General features: G+C 44.3%; 15 protein-coding genes. 3 read left to right on the top strand and 12 right to left on the bottom strand.

The window, feature by feature from the left end; all coding sequences use genetic code 11:
- Positions 1-122: 122 nt before the first annotated feature.
- From ECHVI_RS15040 to ECHVI_RS14995, 10 genes are all read right to left on the bottom strand, one after another.
- A complete protein-coding gene (locus tag ECHVI_RS15040; RefSeq protein WP_015266875.1) occupies positions 123-1,772 on the bottom strand; it encodes a DUF4957 domain-containing protein in 1,650 nt (549 codons plus the stop codon).
- Positions 1,773-1,803: 31 nt separating this feature from the next.
- Positions 1,804-3,612: a RagB/SusD family nutrient uptake outer membrane protein gene (locus ECHVI_RS15035; protein WP_015266874.1), complete on the bottom strand. Its 1,809-nt coding sequence runs from the start codon at positions 3,610-3,612 to the stop codon at positions 1,804-1,806.
- Between the two features lie 14 nt (positions 3,613-3,626).
- Positions 3,627-6,917, bottom strand: a complete 3,291-nt coding sequence (locus ECHVI_RS15030; RefSeq protein ID WP_015266873.1) for a SusC/RagA family TonB-linked outer membrane protein — start codon at positions 6,915-6,917, stop codon at positions 3,627-3,629.
- Between the two features lie 429 nt (positions 6,918-7,346).
- Positions 7,347-9,242: a pectinesterase family protein gene (locus ECHVI_RS15025; protein WP_015266872.1), complete on the bottom strand. Its 1,896-nt coding sequence runs from the start codon at positions 9,240-9,242 to the stop codon at positions 7,347-7,349.
- A 12-nt stretch (positions 9,243-9,254) separates the two neighbouring features.
- A complete protein-coding gene (locus tag ECHVI_RS15020) occupies positions 9,255-10,076 on the bottom strand; it encodes a rhamnogalacturonan acetylesterase (protein WP_015266871.1) in 822 nt (273 codons plus the stop codon).
- Positions 10,077-10,230: 154 nt separating this feature from the next.
- Positions 10,231-10,986 carry a rhamnogalacturonan acetylesterase gene (locus ECHVI_RS15015; RefSeq protein ID WP_015266870.1) on the bottom strand — a complete coding sequence of 252 codons (756 nt, stop codon included), beginning with the start codon at positions 10,984-10,986 and terminating at the stop codon, positions 10,231-10,233.
- 2 nt (positions 10,987-10,988) lie between these two features.
- Entirely contained in the window at positions 10,989-12,686 is a 1,698-nt protein-coding gene (locus ECHVI_RS15010) for a glycoside hydrolase family 28 protein (RefSeq protein ID WP_015266869.1), read from the bottom strand.
- A 137-nt stretch (positions 12,687-12,823) separates the two neighbouring features.
- Positions 12,824-14,458, bottom strand: a complete 1,635-nt coding sequence (locus ECHVI_RS15005) for a glycoside hydrolase family 43 protein (protein WP_015266868.1) — start codon at positions 14,456-14,458, stop codon at positions 12,824-12,826.
- Between the two features lie 62 nt (positions 14,459-14,520).
- Positions 14,521-15,531 (bottom strand): pectinesterase family protein, encoded by a 1,011-nt coding sequence (locus ECHVI_RS15000; protein WP_015266867.1) that lies wholly within the window; start codon positions 15,529-15,531, stop codon positions 14,521-14,523.
- A gap of 69 nt (positions 15,532-15,600) precedes the next feature.
- The gene (locus tag ECHVI_RS14995; protein WP_015266866.1) at positions 15,601-16,836 is read right to left on the bottom strand and encodes a glycoside hydrolase family 88/105 protein; all 1,236 of its coding nucleotides are present in this window, start codon (positions 16,834-16,836) and stop codon (positions 15,601-15,603) included.
- A 702-nt stretch (positions 16,837-17,538) separates the two neighbouring features.
- Here ECHVI_RS14995 and ECHVI_RS14990 point away from each other — a divergent pair.
- From ECHVI_RS14990 to ECHVI_RS14980, 3 genes are read left to right on the top strand one after another with little or no spacing between them, the layout of a single operon-like run.
- Positions 17,539-18,585 carry a LacI family DNA-binding transcriptional regulator gene (locus ECHVI_RS14990; protein WP_015266863.1) on the top strand — a complete coding sequence of 349 codons (1,047 nt, stop codon included), beginning with the start codon at positions 17,539-17,541 and terminating at the stop codon, positions 18,583-18,585.
- Between the two features lie 39 nt (positions 18,586-18,624).
- Positions 18,625-20,070, top strand: a complete 1,446-nt coding sequence (gene uxaC / locus ECHVI_RS14985) for a glucuronate isomerase (protein ID WP_015266862.1) — start codon at positions 18,625-18,627, stop codon at positions 20,068-20,070.
- A gap of 16 nt (positions 20,071-20,086) precedes the next feature.
- Positions 20,087-21,502, top strand: coding sequence for a tagaturonate reductase (locus ECHVI_RS14980; RefSeq protein ID WP_015266861.1), 1,416 nt, complete (start codon positions 20,087-20,089; stop codon positions 21,500-21,502).
- A 141-nt stretch (positions 21,503-21,643) separates the two neighbouring features.
- Here ECHVI_RS14980 and ECHVI_RS14975 read toward each other — a convergent pair whose 3' ends face one another.
- Complete coding sequence (locus ECHVI_RS14975; protein ID WP_015266859.1) at positions 21,644-22,240, bottom strand: hypothetical protein; 597 nt, start codon at positions 22,238-22,240, stop codon at positions 21,644-21,646.
- Positions 22,194-22,430: a hypothetical protein gene (locus ECHVI_RS14970; protein ID WP_015266858.1), complete on the bottom strand. Its 237-nt coding sequence runs from the start codon at positions 22,428-22,430 to the stop codon at positions 22,194-22,196. The genes ECHVI_RS14975 and ECHVI_RS14970 overlap by 47 nt, the downstream gene beginning before the upstream one ends.
- Positions 22,431-22,738 lie beyond the last annotated feature (308 nt).

Below are 22,738 nucleotides of genomic sequence, written 5' to 3'. Positions count from 1 at the left end.
GAAAAAGGGCTGCCCCATAAGTCCACACGCTAGGCCATAGCATCATCTACCAGACCTTTACTTGTTGACTTATTAAGAGACAGCCCTCTTATGGTTCATAAATGATTAACGAATCTCAAAGGTTACAATTTCACCCTCCACCGAGGATCACCACTGTCAAACCGACCAGCAAATCCCCTATCTTGGAAATTGAAGTCGTTGTTTGCAGGATCCACCCATAGATCTGATTGGGCTCCACTATAATTCCCTACCGGGAATCCAGGGATTTCACCACTGGAGAAACTAAAATCATTGGTACTGTATACATTTACAATGTCGAAATTGGTATTTTCCAATCCATCATAAATACCCCTTATGGCATAATCCTCCTCCATGGCTTCGTCCCATCCATGACCGAAAATACTGTTATGGATCACGATACCTTGGGTCACGTTGTTATTGCCGTCTCCACCTCGGTAGCGGAAAAATCCACTGCCTCCACTGACAAAGTTGGCAAACGTACAGCTCTCGATAACAAATGACTCAGACTGACTTCTGGAGGTCACCCCAAACTGTACTTTGTTAAACGTACTGTTTTCCCAGCGGATATTTTTGATCATGGCAGTGCCTTCTGTGTCCACTGTGAATAGGCCGTAACCACCGATACTGTCCACTACGGAATTTTTAATAACGTAATTATCGATTACAGTACTCGTACGCACCCTGAGGATTCCTCTGAAGGTTCCGATCTCACAATTTTCAAAACTCAATTCACCCACATGAACATTTTCACGGTTCGGGTTGAACACATAATCTCCGCCATAATCTTCCCCTCTCAATTCTAAGTCTATAAAGCGGATATGGTCGATGTCGGAATTATCATCAACGTCCCAATTGCCAGTGGTATATAGCTTGGCTTTTTGCTCACCAAAGCCATAGGCCGCACGGATGGTGATAGACTTGTTCAAATTATCATCGGGGAAATCATAGGTCACGCCACGTTTCACCAAAATGGTGGCTCCATCAGGCGCCATGGCTACCGCATCGGATACGGCTGATGGACTGGTATTTTCCCGTATGTCAATCACTCCTGGGCCGTTGGGATCTATATCCTGAGGGAGTGTCGTATAGTTTACCCATCCGCGCAAGACATCATCACTGTAGATGGCCACTTGGTATTCGGTCTCCGGCTCCAGCCCGGTCAAGATCATGTCACCGGCCTCCTGCTCAGCACTGCTTACCTCTTGCTCGATCAATGGCGTCTCTAAATACAAATCCTCTGCGCTATAAGCCTTCACCTCGGTGACCCCCGCGCCAATGGTTTGCCATGTAACGTGGGCCGCGACATCAATCACATCGTAGCTTTCAGGATCATTTAGGATCGTCGGAAATCGCTGTGTCCGCACCGAACCGAGGTCGGAGATCTTACTGTCATACTCGGGATCATCGGCATGAGCGGTAGCCCTTACTTGATAGAGCATATCCCAAAACAATGCTTGCCCGAGAAGTTCCTGGTTAAGTTCCACATAATTGGTATCCGTATCGATGACATACTCTGGGGCCGTAGCAAAGGAATCCCTGCTGACCTCCAACGTATAAGATACGGCTTCTTTCATCTTGCCCATGTTTACGATGATGGTATTTTCCTCAGCATATAAATCCTCGATCAACACGGGCCTGAAGAGCCTTGTTCTGTCAAACATTTCATCATCTTCCTTACAGCTACTGATCACCACCAGTCCCAGCATAAGGATGCAGATGCTTTGATATATATTGTTTTTGATAAATTTCATTGGTTCCATTTTTAGCATTAGAGGTCAATCCTTAAAATCCATAACCGTCATTCGTCAACGTTCCCTGGCTATTGGCGATAGCCTCCGTTGGAATCGGGAAAATATAGCGAACCACGCCCGGTTGCGGACCATTGATGTAGTTCTCCCAATCCTTGGTCACCCACTCCTGATAACCGAATTCATCGCTGTGCAAGGCAAGCAGGAATGATTGCTGCGTCCACGTATCATCCGGTGGAGCCACCACCCGCTTATTAGGGTTCAAGATGGTAAAGTTTCCGTTTTCATTCACCTTCCAATACATGTAATCAGGATACCTCGTGGTACCGTTAAACGCATTATCTGCCAGTTCTTTCAGTCCTTCCACGGTCTCGGCCATCTTCTCTGAATAAATTCCCCAGCGGATCAACTCATACTTACGGATCATTTCTCCACCAAATTCCCAAGCGCGTTCATCTACGATCGCCTCAAAAAAGGTATCCTTTCCGCCGGAAACCTGTCCTACATATGCATCTACCTTTTGTCCCCAATGGGCGGCGTCAAAGGCTCTTCTTCGCACGCGCTTCAGGGCTTCCTGAGCGTCTGCAGTCGGACCATTGAGTTCATTCTCAGCCTCAGCAAACATTAGCAGCACATCTGAATAGCGCATCATCGGCCAATTTATGCCGGTACCTTTGGCAGTGGATTTGCCGGGAGGCGTAGGCAGAAAGTGACGGCTCCATTTTCCTTGGCCGATATCCAATCCACCATTGACAAATTCATAGGTAAACTCTGTGGTTACCTTGTACAGAGAACAGGTTACGTCCCTTCTGATATCCAAGGTGTCAAAGGAAAGATAATAGGTAGGAGGAATGGCCATATAGTTGTTTCCTGAGCCATAATCATGGGAAGCGGTATTGCCTCCATCTACCCTTACGCCAATATTCCATCCTACATCGCCATTGCCCAAGGCAAAAGGCACTTCAAACAGGATGTCATCATTTTCTGGTGACTGGAACGTACACTGGTTCATAAATACCTGACGGAAACTAGGATTAAGCTCCCGATCCTTTAGGCTGATCAGTTTTTGAGTATAGTCTTTAGCGATCTGATAATAGTCTAGGTAATCGCTTTCCCTTTCCATGGTCAATTCTGGAGTCAGAAAATACCCTCCCCTTTGTAAGGAAAGACGGGCTATCATCCCTAAGGTATATTCCCGGTTCACCTGCTCGATACCATTGGGCAACTGATCTGCCCATAGCATGTTTTCTTCCAGATTAATCAGGTTATTGATCTCCTCTGCCAGGATTTCATTCCTGTTCTTTTTGGGCAAATTAAAATCAAGTCCAGCCTTGGGTGCTTCTATCATATAAGGCACATCACCGAAATAATAAGTCAGCATGCTGTACCAATACGCCCGTAACGTATAAGCTTCCCCTAACAGGTGGTTCATGGTCTGAGCGGTGGAAGCATCATTAGACTCCAACATCCCACTGGCTTCCAAGCCCTCAATGGCAATATTGGCGTCCCTGATGGCACGATATGCATAGGTCCATACGATCTGCAGGTCACGGTTGCTCTCCAATGCCTCCAAATCCCAAATCTGATAACGGTCACCGTTACTGCTCCACCCGCTGGAATGCTCAATATCCGTGTTACCGGTCATGTTATTGGATAACCTGGAACGGAAAGCATCCTGACCAAAGTGGGAATAGATGGCGTTAACACCTTTTCTGGCATCATCCACATTTGAATAAATATAGTTTAAATCAAAGGTAGATAGCGATTCTGGCTCCAGGAAGTCCTGACAAGAACTCATCATGGTCGCCGTAGCCGCTGCTATAATTATATGTTTTATTTTCATGATACGTTTCGTGTTTAGAATGTCACATTAACACCTACTGTATAGGATCGGCTTCTTGGGAAAGAAGAATAATCCACACCTGGAGTCAACGCAGAATAACTGCTGCTTCTGCTGGTACTTACCTCTGGATCGTAGCCAGTGTAATCCGTCCACAACTTCAAGTTGTTTCCTGTGGCGTATATCCTAAACTGGGAAAGGCCAATGCGGGAAATCAACTCCGTAGGAAGGGAATAACCTACGGTAAGGTTATTAAGCCTGATGAATGAACCATCCTCGATCGCCCATGAGTGAATCACAGCTCCTGCAATCCCATAACTGTTGTGGGACCAGATGTTCTTACCAGCGTTCATTTCCTCTAGCTGGCCAAGATCGGTGACAATCTCACCAGGTGTTCCGGTGTAAGTGCCGTCCACATCCAAATAGGTATAGCGGTTTTCTGATGACATGGTGGTCAGCATATTTCCGTATGTCACCCTTCTGAATTGGTTATACTGGATCTTACCGGTATTGTAAACATCATTTCCAAACTGGTAATTGAAGAAGATGGCTGCATCAAAACCTTTCCATCTAGCATTCACCCCAAATCCACCTTGATTTTTAGGAAGGGTATTGCCGATCACTTTTCGATCATCGGCATCAATTTGACCATCATCGTTCAGGTCTTTTAGCTTTAAGAAACCCGGTCTGATATTGGTATTGCCTACTACTGAAGTCGAGTTGGGCACATCTGCCTTCAAAATATACTCACCCGCTGCCGCATCATATCCTTCAAAATCATCCTCGGTATAGTATCCATCGGTCACATAACCGAACACGTCGCCAATCTTTCCTCCCACACGAAGGTAAAAGTCGTTGATATTGTTCAGGTCCGTGCTGGCCCAATTGGATTGGAAGAATCGTTCATTGGTTCCATCCAGTTCCTCTACACGTGCTTGGTTAAGCCCTGTGTTAAAGTTAACCGAGAGGGAAAAGTCCGGCTTGTCGATGATAAAGGCATTGATGCCCAATTCCACCCCTTGGTTGGAAGTACTTCCGACATTATTCCATTGGGTAGAAAAGCCCGTATTCGGCGGAATGGCAGATTGAAGCAAAAGGTCTCTGGTGACATTTCGATAAAAGTCCAAACTACCTTCCACCTTGGCCTTGAACAACGTAAAGTCCAAGCCAATGTTTTTGGTAATGGTGGTTTCCCATTTCAAGTCTGGATTATAAAGCGTACTGCTGGACGGTTGGTAAAATACATTGTCCGTATTGCCAAAACCAGGGCCTCGGTTGGTGGAAGCACTGAAAAGAAACTGTGTGGCGGTGGTTTCGATCCTATCGTTACCCGTCTCTCCCCAGCTCAATCGCAGTTTCAACTCGTCCACCCATGATGATGCCTTCAAGAAATCTTCCTCAGAAATTTTCCAGCCCACGGCTACAGCAGGGAACACCCCTACTCTGTTGTCTTTGGAGAACTTACTGGAAGCATCTGACCTTACCGTGGCCGTGAAAAGGTACTTGCCTTTAAATTGGTAGTTGGCCCGACCGAAGAGTGAAAAACGGTTGGAGTTAGTGTAATCTTCTGTCTCATGGCGGTCTGCCCGACCAAAAGTCATGTTGGCGAACAACTCTTCCGGTGTAATGGACAGCCTGAAGTCCTCCGCTCGCAGAAAACTTCTCTTTCCTCCGCTGGAATAAACCTCTTGACCTACCAAGAAATCAAGGTCATGATCAGTGCCCAAATCATCAAACTTATAGGAAACACTGTTTAACCAGCGGTAGGAAAAGCTTGAGCGATCTTCTCTTTGTCCCAAGGGCATATTATTACCGTTGTTGAAGGATTCACCGGTCAATGGCCCATAAAACCTCAGGTTCTCTCTGAAGTCTCTGGAACCGTTAAAGGTCGACTTAAAATTAAGGTTATCGATCACCTCCCAAGTCAAGCCTGCATTGAAGACATAATCATACTCTGTCCGCTTTCTCCAGTCTTGCTTTGCCAATTCTACAGGGCTTACCAAGCTGAGCAGGAAGGATTGGAAATCATCTTCGGAGTTGATTTGGTTCATATCAATGTCCAATTCATCCGCAATTCCGTTGGTGGGCCTGGTCTGCACAGCATCTTTAATGCTTATTTGGGCATTTCCAGAAGTACCTGCCCCGTCAATCACGGTGTGGGTTACCCTGGCTCCCACGTCCATGGTCAGCCTGTCGGCCAATTGATGGTTCAATTTAAAGTTGATCACATTTCTCATGTAACCTGAATTCAGCATCAAACCTTCATCGGTATTATTAGTAAGGCTCAGCATGAATTTGGTCTTTTCTGTACCACCGCTAATGCTCAAGTTATGGTATTGGCTGAGCTTAGGATCACCAAAAAGTTCATCCTGCCAGTCGGTCGTCGGCTTTTGCTGATAAAGTTCCAAATCGTCGTACACACCATAAAACTTTTCAAAGTTTCTAACGGCAGCATTCGATTGCAATTTGGCATACTCATAATTGGCAAGGACATATTCGTAGGCATTAAGGACATTATACCGTCGGTCCTTGGGAAGGCTTTTCCACTGGAAGAAGTTATTGTATGAGATAGAAGTCTTGCCTGCTTTTGGGGTTTTGGTGGTCACGACGATAACCCCATTGGCTGCTTGTGCACCATAAATGGCCGTAGCCGCCGCATCTTTTAGCACCGTGATCGACTCAATGTCAGTCGGTGGAATATCCCGTATACTTCCCACAATAAATCCATCGACTACATAAAGTGGTGAGTTATCCTGGGTAACGGATCCTCCGCCCCTTACACGGATCACCACATCCGCTCCTGGCGAACCATCTGTGGTCAATACCCGAACACCGGGAAGCCTACCCGTGATGGCCTGTGCAGCACTGGCCACAGGGATCTTGGCCAATTCCTTTCCGGACATGGAAGCAACCGAACCGGTCATGTCGGTCTTCTTTACCGTTCCGTATCCATAGTCTACTACTTCCACCATGTCAAGCTGTGCCACATCCATCTCCATGGTAACATCGATGGTAGATCGGCCATTGATGGGGATTTCTTGCTTGATCATCCCAATGGAAGAAAACATTAATGTCCCATTGGGGTCGTTTACGGTCAGTTTATAGGCTCCATCCATGTCTGTGCTGGTTCCTGTACCTGATCCTTTTAGCATAACGGTGACACCCGGTATGGTCTCACCTTCTGAGCTTCTGACTACTCCGGTAATTTCCGATGTCTGGGCCTGGAGGTCCATCACACCCATCACCATCAGCATCAAAAGCAATGAAATGCATCGGGTAAAACCCGAAAGATTTTTGGTAAACATCATTTCGATATTGATTGGGTTTTGTTAATAAATATGAAAGTACTCCAGTAAGGGATGACCTACTGGTAAGCGGTAATTCATGCGTAAATTGGTACTTGTACAGCGAGATGCTTTTGCCTCGGGGATGTAAGATATGGGAGGGCTTTTCATGGTTATTTTAATTAAGGGTTTACTAATCAAGTTGACTTTGAGTGCAGCAAACAGGTTAAAAATGCGCAATCGATTGCATTTTAACTAATAATTTTTACACTTACAAATTAATTTTACAGTTATCCGTTATTTCCATATAAAAATTTATTAACAACAGTAATGTTAATATAAATCATCAGCCATAACTATCCTTACAATTCCTAAAGCACTAAATCGATTCAATATTGTGCAATCGATTTCCTATTACGGAATCGTTTCCTTAAAATCATCTTAAAATTGGCCTTACCACACGCTTTTTAGAAATGAATCCACATAATCTACCGTTTGTTCAAACCACGGATTAAACAACCAAAATGGATGAGGACTGCGCTCAAATCCATGCACTTCGCTGTAAATTCCTCGCTGATCCAATTGCTGGATCAAATCATCCTGCCCGGCATGGAATCGTGGATATTGACTGTTCAGAAAAAGGCTCGGGACGGCTCGTTCACTCACCTGATGTAAGGCGGAGGCAGCCTCCCAGATAGCAGGAACCTCATCATACGTGCCCCCCAGCCATTGGGCGGCTACTTCTCCCTCTGATGATTCAGGATGATGAAAGGCCAAAACTCCGTCCATGTCTATGAGCGCTTGCACGGTCGAAGAAGCGTGTTGATCCCCATTATTGGTTTCCTCATATGCCAGCCGTCCATTGGTCATGGCCACCAATGCGGCGAGCTGTCCTCCTGCGGACCCTCCCGATATGGCCACCCTACTGGTATCCAGCCCAAAATTATCTGCATGCGATTTTAGCCATTTGACAGCATCTTTTACATCATACACTCCAGCCGGATATGGTGCCTCCAAGGATAACCGGTAATCCATCACTGCTGTTACATACCCCCTCTTCGCCAACGCTTTTGCCAAGGGAGCTTGAAGGGATCGATTTCCGGAACGCCATCCCCCTCCATGGACCAATAAAATACCCGGGAGCTTACTTTTCTCCTCAGGATAAAAAACATCCATTTCCAGGCTCCTATAGCCTAGGTCCTTGTATTTTACATTCGTTGTTTCCACCCCTTCTATGGCTACATTAGAAACTGGCTGGATATCGGGAAAGTACTTCTTGTACTTTTCATAGGAATCGTCAAGATTAAAAGAACTGTCTACCGCATACCCATACCAAGGAAAGCCATAAGCACCTTTTGGGCAGGTGTGGCCAGCAAATATATTCGCAATCGTATATGCATCCGCTTCCTCGTCCGCAAGTTGATGCGACCATGTCGCTCGCGCTGATCTATTGGCACCAGGCCCGTATGAGCCATATTCGGCATAGAAGGTCGTTTTCTCCGTCTCTTCCCTACCCCAATTATGCCATCCTTCTGGAACGATATGCGAGCCCATTTCACAATTGATAAAAACAGTTTTGGCAAAATCCCGCCAAGGTCTTCCCAGATACACTTTTTCAACCCCTTCTGCTGCCGTCAACCTGCAATTTTTAAAAACGTAGCCGAATTTCACCCACTCCGATGTGGATGCCGCGGTAATGTAGGAGTTGGATTTACTGTGAATTTCACAGTCTTCAAATAATGCTGTGGCACCACCAAATATAAAATCAGTAGTTCCCTCGATATAACAGTCTTTAAAATACTGCCGGCTGTTTTCACCGGAAGCAAACATCGTATCCTGATCACCTCTAAAGTGACAGTTTTCAAACACCAAACGGTCTCCCTCTGCATGAAGGGCCACAGCCTGTCCTACTGAACCTGCTGTATTCTGAATGGTCATATCCTTAAACGTCAAGCTGTTTCCCCAAACCAACAAGGTATAGGAATCAAAAGTATCCATATAGTCTTTCCCCGTATGGTCATCATAAGTGATAATGGTCTTGCCTGGCCCGTCTCCTTTGAAGGTCACATTGGTAATCGTCCCTGGAATCTCTAACTTTTCCTTATAAACGCCTTCCTTGATGTGAACGGTAATGGGCTTGGGAAGGTAAACCCTGATGGCTTCGAGCGCATCTGCGATATATAAAAAATCACCACTGCCATCCTTTGCGACCACAATATCTTCTTGGACTTTACCCTTTAGGTCACGCACCTTTCCATCTTTGGGATAAGAATTGACATGCTGGGCTTGGAGCCCTGTCATGACCGAAAAGGCTAAAAGAAAAACGGTGGTTATTTGGTGTCTTAGCATGGGAAAGTATAATCAAGGGTTAGGTGTGTGCGGGATTTCTTGTGCCAACTCGATCATGGCTTCATAAACCAGTTTTGCTACTGCGCGAGCTCCTTCCGGTTGGAAATGCGTATTATCATTACTTCCATCGGGATACGCTTCATACAGACCTGCTTCAAAATTCATAAAGTAATGCGAGGTCACATAGTCTTTCCCCATTTCGGAAAAATGCTCCATGGACAGCTTGGTCAAATCTATCATCCGGGCCTTCATCTCTTTGGCCACCTCCACTGCTGCAGTATAGTATTCACCGTGTACGTTTTGCAGTTGGCCGTCTTTCCAAGGATAATTCCGGTTGACCGGAGTGACAATGATTGGAATACCGCCTTTATCCCTGGCTTGGGATACAAACAGGCGAATGTACTCTTTATACCCTTCTGGGGTTACATATCGGGCTGGCTTGCTCTCTGCGGCATCATTATGTCCAAATTGCATCAACACCACATCATCGGGCTCTAGGGCCGTATAAACATCCCGCCATCTGCCTTCTTCAAAAAACGTCCGAGTACTCCTTCCTCCTCTTGCCCTGTCATCCACTACGATAGAGTCCGCGTTAATCAGCCCTTTCAAATCAGCTATGTGCTCTTTGCTCATAAAAGGCTGAAACACTTGTCCCCAACCAGTCACCGGATAGCGCGTCTTCATATAATCCTTTCCAGGATCATAATCATCACTATAGTCTGCCATGGTGGAATCACCGACCAAATAGACCGTTACGATTTTTTCCTTATCATTAAATCCCATCAAAAGCATAAATGGCAGCAAGGACAATAGTATCTTGACTGAGCATTTCATTATTCTTACGTTTTCATTTTAATACAAAGGAGGAATACCTCTTTTAGAATAGTTGTACTGTTTGGGATCTAACCTCCAACTCTGCTACAGCTTCTATCGCTGAACTAAAATCAAAAACTGGAATCGATATTTACCAGTACCTCCATCACACCAACTAATCTTTCAAAAAGATCACCAACTCAGGCAACTCCTGTTTCAGCTCGGCCACCGCCAAATCACACACTTTGAATGCTCCCGTGGGGCTTAGATGGGTATTGTCTTCTTGTCCTTCTTTAAACCGTTCGTAATCTCCCGGTTTGTAATGGAGAAAGAGCTCCTTTGATTTCTCTTCCCCAAATTGCTCGATCACTTCAACCGTTTTGCTGTGTAGGTCAAAAAGTGGGATATTATACTCCGCTGCCACTTCCCTTACCACCTCTGAATACCGTCCGTGCGTATCCACCAAGACGCCATCTTCATAACTTCGTCTGGAAATGGGCGTGGCCAATACAGGCTTTCCTCCCCTTTCATAAGTCTCCTCAATGTACCGAATCAAGTTGTTACGATAATCCGTATCGGGTGCAGCATACCGCTCAGGCGATTTTGACTTCTGGTCATTATGGCCAAATTCAATGATGACATAATCCCCCGGCTTGATGGACTGGTAGACTTTGTCCCAATGCCCTTCGTCGCGAAAGCTCTTGGTACTCCTACCATTCAAGGCATGATTTTCCACACGCACGCCATCATTGAAATATAAACCAAATACCTGCCCCCAGCCTTTCTCAGGGTTGCTGCCCGAATAAGGTTTATTGGCCATCGTGCTGTCGCCTATCATAAAAATGGTGATGTCTTGATCCTTTCGGACAAAAGAAACCAACAGTCCTGCCAGGACGATGATTGGAATGATTGATCTGGTTAAGTTATTCATGCTTATTTGAGGTTTAATGCATTGGAAGGAAGTCCTTTCCCCTTTGTCACTTGTTCTTCCACGTTGGAAAAATCTGCTTGGTCAAATTGTATATCGCTGGACAATTCGCCCAATACGCGAACGGGAGTTTTTCCATTATCTCCAAAAGAAAATTCCGTCACCTGTACGTTTCTGCTATTGTAAATGGTCAAAGCAGAAGTTTTTGCAGCCCTTACTTCCACATTTTTAAGTACCAGGCCATCGGTATCGATGACAGTAATCCCATTTTTTGCTTCCAACAAGGCATTTTCAAGCCGGACATTTTCCAAGCTCTTTTCTGGTAATCCCATGAAAAATGCAGCAGTTCCAGAACCGGTTGCCGTAATGTTTTTCATGTAAATATCCTTAAAAGCTGGCGTTTCCTCCGTCACCGGAACGATGGTTTCATCCCTGGCTTCATCTTCTGCATCTTGGTCTTCTTCCAACACGGGAGAGTTCCCGCCGTAAAACATGTTGAAACGAATTGCATCTGTAGGAATATTGATCATATCAATATCGGAAATATGGATATTTTCCACGACACCGCCCCTGCCCCGGGTGCTTTTAAACCTTAAGCCCACATCGGTGCCGATAAAGGTGCAGTTGGACACATGCACATTCCGAACGCCACCTGACATCTCACTTCCCACAACAAATCCGCCATGCGCATGATATACTGTATTATTTTTCACAATTACATTTTCGGTGGGCATTCCCCGGTCTCTGCCGTCTTGGTTTTTTCCTGACTTAAAGCAAATGGCATCATCTCCCACGTCAAAGGTGTTGTTATAGACCAGGGCATTTTTACAGGATTCTAGGTCAAGCCCATCTCCATTTTGGCTGTACCATGGATTACGGACGTTAAGGTTGCGGATGACCACATTTTCACTCATCAGCGGGTGAATGTTCCAAGCAGGTGAATTCTGAAAAGTAGGTCCATCCAACAGCACCTTGTTACATTTCACCAAACTCACCATGACAGGACGCAAAAAATCCTTAACAGATGCCAATTCATCATCGCTGATTAAATCTGGCACATTGAAATTACTGCTACTGGTATATCCTTTTTTTGAATTGGCAGTTGGGAACCACATCTTTTCATCATCAGAAAGGACGCCACCCGACTTCACCAGTTTATCCCATTGACCTGGCGTCATTTTTCCCTTTTTCACTGGTCGCCAAGCATCCCCATTTCCATCGATGACACCCTTACCGGTAATGGCTATATTTTCTGCCTCAAAGGCATTGATGGGTGAAGTACACCGCACCGTGTTCAAGCCTTCAAAGCTGGTTTTGACCAAGGGGTAATCGTCAAAGTCACGCGAAAATAGCACCAGAGCACCTTCCTCAAGATGGAGGTTGATATTGCTCTGTAGCGTCACGGGGCCTGTAAGCCAGATTCCCCTCGGAACGATCACCCTACCGCCGCCTGCTTGGGCCACCTCATCAATGGCCTTGGCAAATGCCGCTGTGTTTTTCTCGATGCCATTGCCTACCGCTCCGTAAGCAGTTATGTTCACTTCATGGTCTGGAAAACTCGGAAGCTGTACTTGGGGCATTTCGATTTCCACGCCCTCGTAAATCGTTGCTTCCACAGGATCGATTTGCCTTCCTTTCACCCTACTGCTCATGACTACCAAGACGGCAATCAGGAATAAATATTTATAGCTTGTGTTTATCATTTTGGGGTTTACCTATTTTAAATTGTTCGTGAGTAAAATCTTCAACAGGACCGATGATCATCCAAAAGTGAAGATTATGGATCATATTTAAACTTAGTGGTGGCCAATCCATGGAGGAAAGGCTTCCACGCAAGCCGTCATTTTGAAAACCTGAACCAATCCACATCTGCATAACCAGAGTCATTGATCTTGTCTTCTCTCGCGGCAAAGAGCCCCACTTTGGCACCAATCCACTTTCCGGGTACGGCAGTAAAGGTATCTTCTATGGAGGTAAATTGTTCTCCATCTTCGCTGTAAGCAAATTGACAAACAGCTCCCTCTTTTACGGTTACCCGAAGCTGGACTTTGTTATCGGAGAGTTTCTTGATCACTGTTTCCTTCTCCGGCTTACCATGCTCAGCATCGTCACATTCGACATACTTCAGGTAAACGCCATCCGATTCACTCTCCAATGCTAAATATGCATAGCTCATCCCCATCACGATAAAACCTACTTTCTCATTTTGGAGCTTTTCGTTTGGATGGAAGGTCAATTCGGTCGTAGTAGTAAATTCTTCTGCTGGAAATTTCTGCAAAAGGAGATTGGAGGCGGCCCATAAGTTTTCGGCGTCCTCGGGCAGCTGATCCGTATAAATCCTTAGCATCCCTTTGGATGGATTGGCAAATGCCCAGGTGGCTTTCGGATTTGCGTGCCATTGCCACTGCACACCGATATCATCGCCATCAAATTCATCCGAATCGTCAACGGTAGTAACAGGATACGTCTTGCCAACATCTGGTTTCTTGTGACGCATCACAGGCTGTCCAGTCCCATCACCATTGGTATCCTCTCCCATCGTAGGCCAATCGTTTTCCCATATCATCGGCTGCATATGCACGATCCGCCCATAGGCTTCCTTGTCTTGAAAATGGACAAACCAGTCCTCTCCACTTTCCAAACTTACCCATCCACCTTGATGGGGGCCATTGATATCCGTCTCTCCTTGCGTCAAGCTGATATGCTCTTCGTATGGTCCGTAGGGATGTTTTGACCGCAGGATAAGCTGCCACCCCGTGGAAACGCCACCTGCCGGGGCAAAAAGATAATAATAGCCGTTTCGCTTGTAGAACTTGGTTCCTTCCACCGTAGGATGGTCTTCGTGGCCATCAAAGACAATCTTACCCGCTCCGGTGGTTTTGGTGCCATCTGCACTTAGTGGTTTGACCACCAAAATACTCTTGATACCTGCCCGACTCCCCGCAAAGGCATGGGAAAGGTAGGCGTTACCATCTTCGTCCCACAACGGGCAAGGATCGATCAAGCCTTTTCCAGCTTCTACCAAAACAGGGTCTTCCCACTCTCCTGCTGGGTCCTTGGTCTTCACCATATAAATCCCAAAGTCGGGATCGCCCCAGTAAATGTAATATTCACCTTTGTGATAGCGGATGGCAGGTGCCCAAACACCATTACCGTGTTGTGGCTTACTAAAATGATCAAAAGGGGGCTGCCGATCCAGGGCATGCCCTATCAATTCCCAGTTTACCAAATCCTTGGAATGGAGAATGGGAAGTCCGGGAGCTACATTAAAACTGGAAGCGGTCATGTAAAAGTCATCGCCGACCCGACACAGATCGGGATCAGAATAGTCCGCATGGATGATGGGATTGATATAGGTACCATCGCCTTGGTCGGCTACCCAAACTGCTGAAGGGCTGTCGTCCTGGGCAATCACGGGCACAGCACAGCTTACACCGAAAGCTAATCCGGCCAATAATGGTTTAAGTAATTTCATAAAAAGGTTATTATTGGTTGAATAATGTTTTGCGAAAATTCATAACACGAACGCTACAGCACTCAATCACCTTCCTGTTCGGCATGAAGAATATCAAGAGGATTCCAGTCATCTTCCCCACCGAGCACATTTTCCACGGTATAGGCTTTACCGATATCCGAAGTAAGCTGCCAAGACCACATGACCCGCTCCTCTGGAGCAGCCCCCGGTCCATAGGAGCGAAATTCAGCATAAAAGCAATTTTCTTCCGCTGAAGGTTTATCCCAATTATGCCAGCCTTCGGGCTTAATATGTGCGCCCATTTCACAACTTATAAATACTGTCTGAGCATAATCGCGCCAAGGGCGGCCCAAGTAAACGCTCTGCTCAGGAGCGTCTCCGGTCAATTTGCACTTTATAAATACAAACCCATGCAGGCTCTCTTTTTCGGTGGATGCGGCCGTAATATAGCTTCCCCCATCCTTGGAAAATATTTCACAGTTTTCAAAAACCGCTGTGGACCACCCAAAAATAAAATCCGTCGTGCCTTCGATATAACAATCCTTGTAATATTGCCTACTGTTTTTTCCATGTGGATACAAGGTGTCTTGATATCCTAAAAAGCGACAATTATCAAAAATCACCTTATCCCCGTTTACCCTTACCGCTACCGCTTGGCCAACAGGTCCAGAGGAATTTTCGAAGGTGATATTTTTGGCTAAGAATCCGTCGCCAAAAACAAAAAAAGAGCTCGACCCAGTGGTTCCCATTTCTTCCCCAAACTTATTTTCTTTGGAAGCAAAGTCATCATAGGTAATAAGAGTATTGGAAACATCACTCCCAATCAAATGGACATTTGTCTTGGTGGATGCCAAGGTCAATTTCTCCTTGTATTCTCCCGGCTTCAAAAGAATACGTGTAACCGATTTCCTAAAATCAGGAATGTTATTAAAAGCCTCTTGGATGGTGGTAAAATCACCTGAACCATCTTTGGCAACTGTAATATCAAACTTCTGTGCCCATAAAAGGGGAGACAGCAGGAAAAGGAATAGCACTAACGGGTACTTAAAACAGGTTACTTCTTTTTTTGACATGGGGGTGAGGATTGAGGTCTATTGTAATCTTTTCTGTTTTGGAAAATAATGATTTTTTGCCAAGGCAACTCACTTCAATGCCTCAAATTGAAGTGAAGCCAAGATAAATGGTCCCACCCCTTTGGGATCATTGTCCCTTTGAGGCTCACTAATGTAATATTCATAAGAACCATCACGATATGGATCGCCACCTAACCCGGCCACGGCACAAACATTGGTGATACTAATCCCTCCATCAGGATCTTCCCTGATGAATTCATCCAAAAGACCTTGATAGGCTTTTTTCCCATTTTCCAAGTATTTTTCATCCAAGTAGCCTTTGCTCACTCCTTTCAATAAAAAGTAAGTGAACATACTGGAACAAGAGGATTCCAAATAATTTCCTTCTCGATCACCCTGATCCACTACTTGATACCAAACACCCGTTTCATCCTGATATTGGATGATGCCGGCAGCTATCTTCTGGGCCACCTGTATGATCATATCCCTTTTGGGATGATCCTCCGGAAAATAATCCAATACATCCACTACGGCCATGCTAAACCAGCCGATGCTCCTGCCCCAATAATTTTTGGATAATCCCGTTTCAGGATCGGCCCACTTTTGTTCTTTACTTTCGTCCCAAGCGTGGTGATAAAGGCCTGTTTCTTCACTGTAACCGTACTTGTCCATCAAATAAATCTGGTTGGCCACATCGTCAAACAAGGCAGGCTCATTGAATTCGGTGCCGTATCGTGCTAAAAACGGGGATCCCATATAAAGTCCATCTAGCCACATCTGGTGTGGATAGCGCTTCTTGTGCCAAAACCCACCTTCCGATGTCCTTGGGTGCTCCCGCATCTGATCGCGAAGTTCCTCGATGGCCAGTTTATATTTTTCCACTTGGGTTTCATCATATAAACCTATCAGAAAACAGCCGCCATTTACACGGTCGATGTTATAATCACTTTTTTTGTAAGTCTTTATGGCACCATCCTCTTCCACCATGAAATCGGCAAAGTTTACGATGTAGTCCAAGTACTTTTGATTGTTCGTCTTTTCATAAACCTCTTCCATTGCCGTCATTATAAGACCATGGGTATATTCCCATTTTGGCTTTTCGTTAAAATCCAGGGTCCACCCTTCTGGGTTCCTTTTAATTTCCGAATCTGCCATCCAACTGGAATATGGGGTTTTCTCTTCGGATACTTCCGCTGTGCTTGTGGTTGTTTCGGAGGTGTTTTTTGAGGAACACGACACCAAAGCAAAAGACGCTAAAACTACAGGAAGGGCTGCACTCAATCGGATTGGGAGGAGCTTAAACATGATATTTTGGTTAGATTGAAAACTATTATTTGGAAGGACGATCAAATTTATGGGATCGAGATCTGACGGGAACAAGCACAGGAGCGGTTGCTGGCTTACTTACCAACGACATAAAAAAATGCACCATGCGCGTAGCTATTCTCTTTTTCAGGTTTTTCATTATTCTGGGGTTTTATGGTTAATTGAATTCTTTATCACGTTTATTTAAGGCTTAAGTTGAAAAGTCCCCCTCAAGCGAAGGGGACATTTCACATCATTAACCCTAAACTAATTACATTCAAAACAAATTCACAATTGCTGGTAATGGTTCCTCCATCGTCCTCTCCTACACTAGCGATCATAAACCATTACTTTGAGCAATCGATTGCATATTTAATTATTTTTTTTCACAGATTAAAATTTTATCCTAAAAAATCCCCAAACTAATTTTAAAAAGTAAGGATTGATAGCAAAGAAGCATCATTATACTTTAAATCACAGGTTCTTCAATAAAAAAATAATCCACTTATTACTTGGCTATAATTCAATAAAAAAACTATATTGCGCAAACGATTACATTATATTTTAGGACGATTACGGACTAAAAGGATACCCATAATAACCAGAAACGTCAAAACCCACGGAGTATGTCCTAATAAGACAAATGCCATGAAATTTAAGGAATTGTCTTACATTTGAGGTTTTGGCAACCCGTTCGGAAAAATGAATAAAAGAAAGAAAGCGACGATCCATGACATAGCTTCGAAGCTAGGCATTACCGCGAGTACCGTTTCACGTGCGCTAAACAACCACCCTAGGATAAGTGATGCTACCAAAAAGCTGGTCACCAAAACCGCTAAGGACATCAATTATCAACCTAACAACATCGCGGCAGCACTTCGTAATGGCAAAAGCAGGTTGATCGGGATAATTGTCCCTACGGCAAACCGGAATTTCTTTTCCTCTGTAGTCAGGGGAATAGAGGAAATCGCCAATCAACTCAATTATAAAGTGATCATTAGCCAGTCCTATGAAAATTACGAGCAAGAAGTGCAGATCGTGGACACGCTTTTAAGTGCCCGAGTGGATGGCATTATTATGTCAATCGGCAAGAACACAGAAGACTTTGACCATTTGGAACGGATCGTGGACAAAAGTATTCCATTGGTATTGTTTGATAGAATAACGGATGACGTGGAAGTAAACCAAGTGGTCATAGACGATTACATGGGGGCTTATAAATCCGTCGAACATCTTATCGAAAATGGATACAAGCGGATTGCACACTTTACCAATCCACGAAAAATAAACATTTACAGCGAACGGCTCAGAGGGTACATTGATGCCTTACATAACCATGGTATTCCCTTTGACAAAAAACTGATTATTGAAAGCAATATGCAGTTGGAAGATGGCCAACGATCTGTTTTGAAAATGCTGGATGAAGGATTGGACTTTGATGCTATTTTTTCTTCCAGTGACTATGCGGCAATGGGTGCGCTGCAAATGCTCAAGGAAAAAAACATTAACGTTCCCGAACAAGTGGGACTTGTGGGATTTGGTAATGAACCCTTTACTTCATTTACCACTCCTTCCCTGACCACGGTGGACCAAGTGAGTATTCCAATGGGCAACGTGGCAGCAGAATTGTTTTTTGAGTTGCTTAAGGCAGATCCCAAAAAGTATGTCCCGCAAAAAACCGTGCTCAAACCGGAACTGATCATCAGGGAATCTTCCGCGCGGAAAGTAGCACAACCTTTAAATAAATAATTTAGACCTTTTGAATATACCTTAAACAGACAAAAGCACATGTTGGACGAAGTGAGCAATCGATTGCGCAAAACCAAAAAGACCTTCTTATCGGAAGATTTTCTATTGCAAAGTGAATTTGCACAAGTTCTTTATCATGACTATGCGAAAGAACTGCCCATCATAGACTATCACTGTCATTTGTCCCCGAAGGACATCACCGAAAACCGAACATTCAAAAACCTAACCGAAATCTGGCTTGCTGGCGATCATTATAAATGGCGTGCCATGAGGACCCTTGGGATAGATGAGAAATACATTACCGGAAAAGGATCAACTGACCAGGAGAAATTCCAAAAGTGGGCCGAAACAGTACCTTACACCCTAAGGAATCCCCTTTACCACTGGACACACCTGGAATTGAAAAGGTATTTTGGTATTGAGGAGCTGCTCAGCCCGGATACAGCGGATGATATATACCAAAAAGCCACCGACATGCTCCAACAACCCTCCCACCACACCAGAGGATTGTTAAGCCAAATGAATGTCGAAACGGTTTGTTCCACTGATGATCCCATCGATAGCTTGGAATACCATATTAAGGCCAAGAAGGAAGGAATACAACCAAACTTATTCCCGGCTTTTAGACCGGATAAGGCCTATGCCGTCGAAAACCCAGCCGATTACATGGCTTATCTGGAAAAACTTCAAGAAGCCAGTGGCGTGACCATTAGCAAATATGGAGACCTTTTGGCAGCTTTGGAAAATCAGATAGCATTCTTCCACGAACACGGAGGCAGGCTCTCTGACCATGGTTTGGAGCAGCTATATTTCTTCAAACTGGGCCAATACAGTGCTGAGGATCTTTTCCAAAAACTTTCCGAACAAAAGGCCCTTTCCAATGAGGAAATCCAGTACTTTAAATTTGAAACATTGCTCCACCTTAGCCACATGTATCATGCAAAAGGCTGGACACAACAATACCACCTTGGAGCACTTAGAAACACCAACGAGCGAATGCTAAGGGTCTTGGGGCCTGATACTGGGTTCGATTCTATTGGTGACTACTCGCAAGCAGAAGCTCTGGCCAAATTCCTGAACCAATTGGACAGTACCGACCAGCTTACCAAAACGATCCTGTATAACCTTAACCCTCGAGACAACGAAGTATTGGCCACCATGATTGGCAACTTCAATGATGGCTCCATCCGTGGAAAAGTACAGTTTGGCTCAGGTTGGTGGTTTCTGGACCAAAAAGACGGTATGGAAAAACAACTCAATGCACTTTCCAATATGGGACTGCTGAGCTGCTTTGTAGGCATGCTGACGGACTCCAGAAGCTTTCTTTCCTTCCCTAGACATGAGTATTTCCGAAGGACGCTTTGTAACTTGATCGGCAGGGATGTGGAAAATGGGGAGTTGCCGGCAGATGAAAAGTGGCTGGGCAAGATTGTCAGCGATATTTGCTATTACAACGCCAAAAATTACTTTGAATTTGAACAATAGAAATTCACGATAAACCATGAAAACACTTAACAGACAAACTGTCGACGGAATTACCGAAAGACCTGTAAAAGTCCTCCAGTTTGGAGAAGGAAACTTTTTAAGGGGCTTTGTGGACTGGATCATCGACACCATGAACGAAAAAACAGACTTCAACGGTGACGTCCAATTGGTCCAGCCTATCCAGCATGGAATGGGCAAAATGATCAATGACCAAGAGGGCCTGTACCATGTACAGCTCAGCGGCATCCAAAAAGGGGAAGCCAAAGAGGAAACCCGACTCATCACCTGCGTCAGAGGAGTCGTCAATCCTTATGAGAGCTATGAAGCTTACCTGAAACTGGCCGAAAACCTAGATCTCCGTTTTGTGGTATCCAATACCACGGAAGCAGGTATTTCGTACAACCCCGAAGATGATGACCGGGAAAAACTACCCAGTTCATTTCCAGGTAAATTGACCGCTCTTCTTTATAAAAGATTTGACACCTTTAATGGAGACAAGGCCAAAGGGCTTCACATCATCCCCTGTGAACTGATCGATAAAAATGGCGCCAAGCTAAAAGAGATCATCCTTCAATATGCAGCCCTATGGCAGCTACCCAATGGCTTTATCCAATGGATCAATGAGGCCAATACCTTCTCCAACACCCTAGTGGACCGTATCGTCCCTGGATTTCCGAAGGAGACCATTAAAGAAATTCAAGAAAACATTGGGTACGAAGATAATTTGGTAGTAAAAGCCGAACCTTTCCATCTTTGGGTAATCGAGGGACTAGATGCAGTCAAAGCAGAATTTCCTGCTGAAGAAGCTGGACTCGACGTGAAATTTGTCAAAGACCAATCCCCATACAGGACCAGAAAAGTAAGAATCCTCAATGGCGCCCATACTTCGTTGGTGCCCGTAGCTTACCTGCATGGGCTGAGAACGGTAAGGGAATCAGTAGAAGACCCTGTGATCGGGCCATTCCTGAACGAAACCATCCAAGGTGAAATCATCCCTACGCTGGACCTTCCGAAAGAGGAGTTGGAGCAGTTTGCCAATGACGTGATGGACCGCTTCAAGAACCCATTTGTAAAACACCTTTTGAGCTCCATAGCCTTGAACTCCATTTCAAAATTCAAAGTAAGGGTGCTGCCTTCACTACTGGAATATGTGGACAGGAAAGGTAAATTACCTTCCAACTTGGTTCGCTCGCTGGCTGCCCTGATCGTTTTCTATAAAGGAAGCTATAATGGCGAAGCCACCCCGGTACAGGATGACGAGGAAATCGTCAATTACTTCAAGACGATCTGGGAAAGCGATGACCTGGATGAAGCGGCTGGCGAAGTCCTGAAAAATGTCAATTTCTGGGACACCGACCTTACCAAAGTCGAAGGCCTCCAAGCAGCCGTGTCGGAGCAGTTAAGCCAATTGGTGGACAAGGAAAAAGTATAGCAGATAGACCTCTAATTTTAGATTTAGAAAAGAAAGGAAGCCGAATTGGCTTCCTTTCTTTGGTTTGCAGCTAAGGAAACTAGAACAAGCAAAAAGAATTGCTAAATAGGTCTTCATTTCTTCAACCTGTTATCATTCCTGTTAAGTTATGGAAACAAAGACAGTAGATAACTTTTCCCATATATCATGGTGTTTTACGAAAATATAAATGTAGGAAGCTCCATTCATCCGCTTCGGAGTACTCCAGCTGTAAAACAAAAAAGCATATAAATTTCCTTTTGAATCTTGTTGGAAGATAGGAAAAGTAATTCTTTCCAATCTCCCAGTACCAGTGTGTTCATACCTTAGTTTACTTATTTTCAACTGTTTCCTATCAAGGTGGACAATTTTTAAGTTTTTCAATTTATGATCGAGCTCCATACGTTGCGATGCATTGAATATCGTATCAAAATCCAAATACCTGTCCATTTCTGTGATTACACTTTCCTTGCGGTTATTTTCATTTATCATATTATAATCCATCATCCCATAAATACTAGGGTGATCAGCTTTCAATGTCTTATAAAACAATCCATTGTCAGAAAGTGAAAGTAAATTGATCACTTCGTACGCTAGATCATTCCTCGTTTCATTTTTCATCAACAAAGGAGAAGTGGCACACGCTGTCATTAATACTATCACAAGGAATAAATTAGTTACATTTATCACCTTTTGCTTTCCGGTTTCCAGTTGCTTCATTTTCTAAAATTTCTAATACTTTATTTCTTTCCCAAGAATTGGGGAAATTGGCTTTAAACGCTTCTGTCATTGGACCATCTTTTCCATGATGTGTTAATCCTCCCCATGCCATCTCTTCTTCATTGACCGTCTGGCATCCCGCCAGATAGACCAATGCAATCAATACACTGAGTAACAGGTTCTTTTTCATTGTAAAAATCCGTTTATGAAAAATATTTAGGAGAATAAAAAACTGCTTGCAAACAATTTATTATTTAATAAAAAGAAAAAAATCAAAATATTAGAACATAAATTAATTAAAACCCATAATTTAATATCAAAAAAATCAATAATAAGTAAAAACAGAATAAATATTTAAATTTTCACCAATAAGAAAAAAGCCACTGATAAAGGGTAACAATGAATGATCGTCCCTCAATCAGTGGCTTGTTTATAAAACTTGCATTGTAAAATTCGAAATATCAGGGAGGCTGTCTCGTAAATAAATTATCCGTCATC

The organism is Echinicola vietnamensis DSM 17526 (genome assembly GCF_000325705.1).
GTDB lineage: Bacteria > Bacteroidota > Bacteroidia > Cytophagales > Cyclobacteriaceae > Echinicola > Echinicola vietnamensis.
This window is presented reverse-complemented; position numbering and strand designations above follow the sequence as displayed.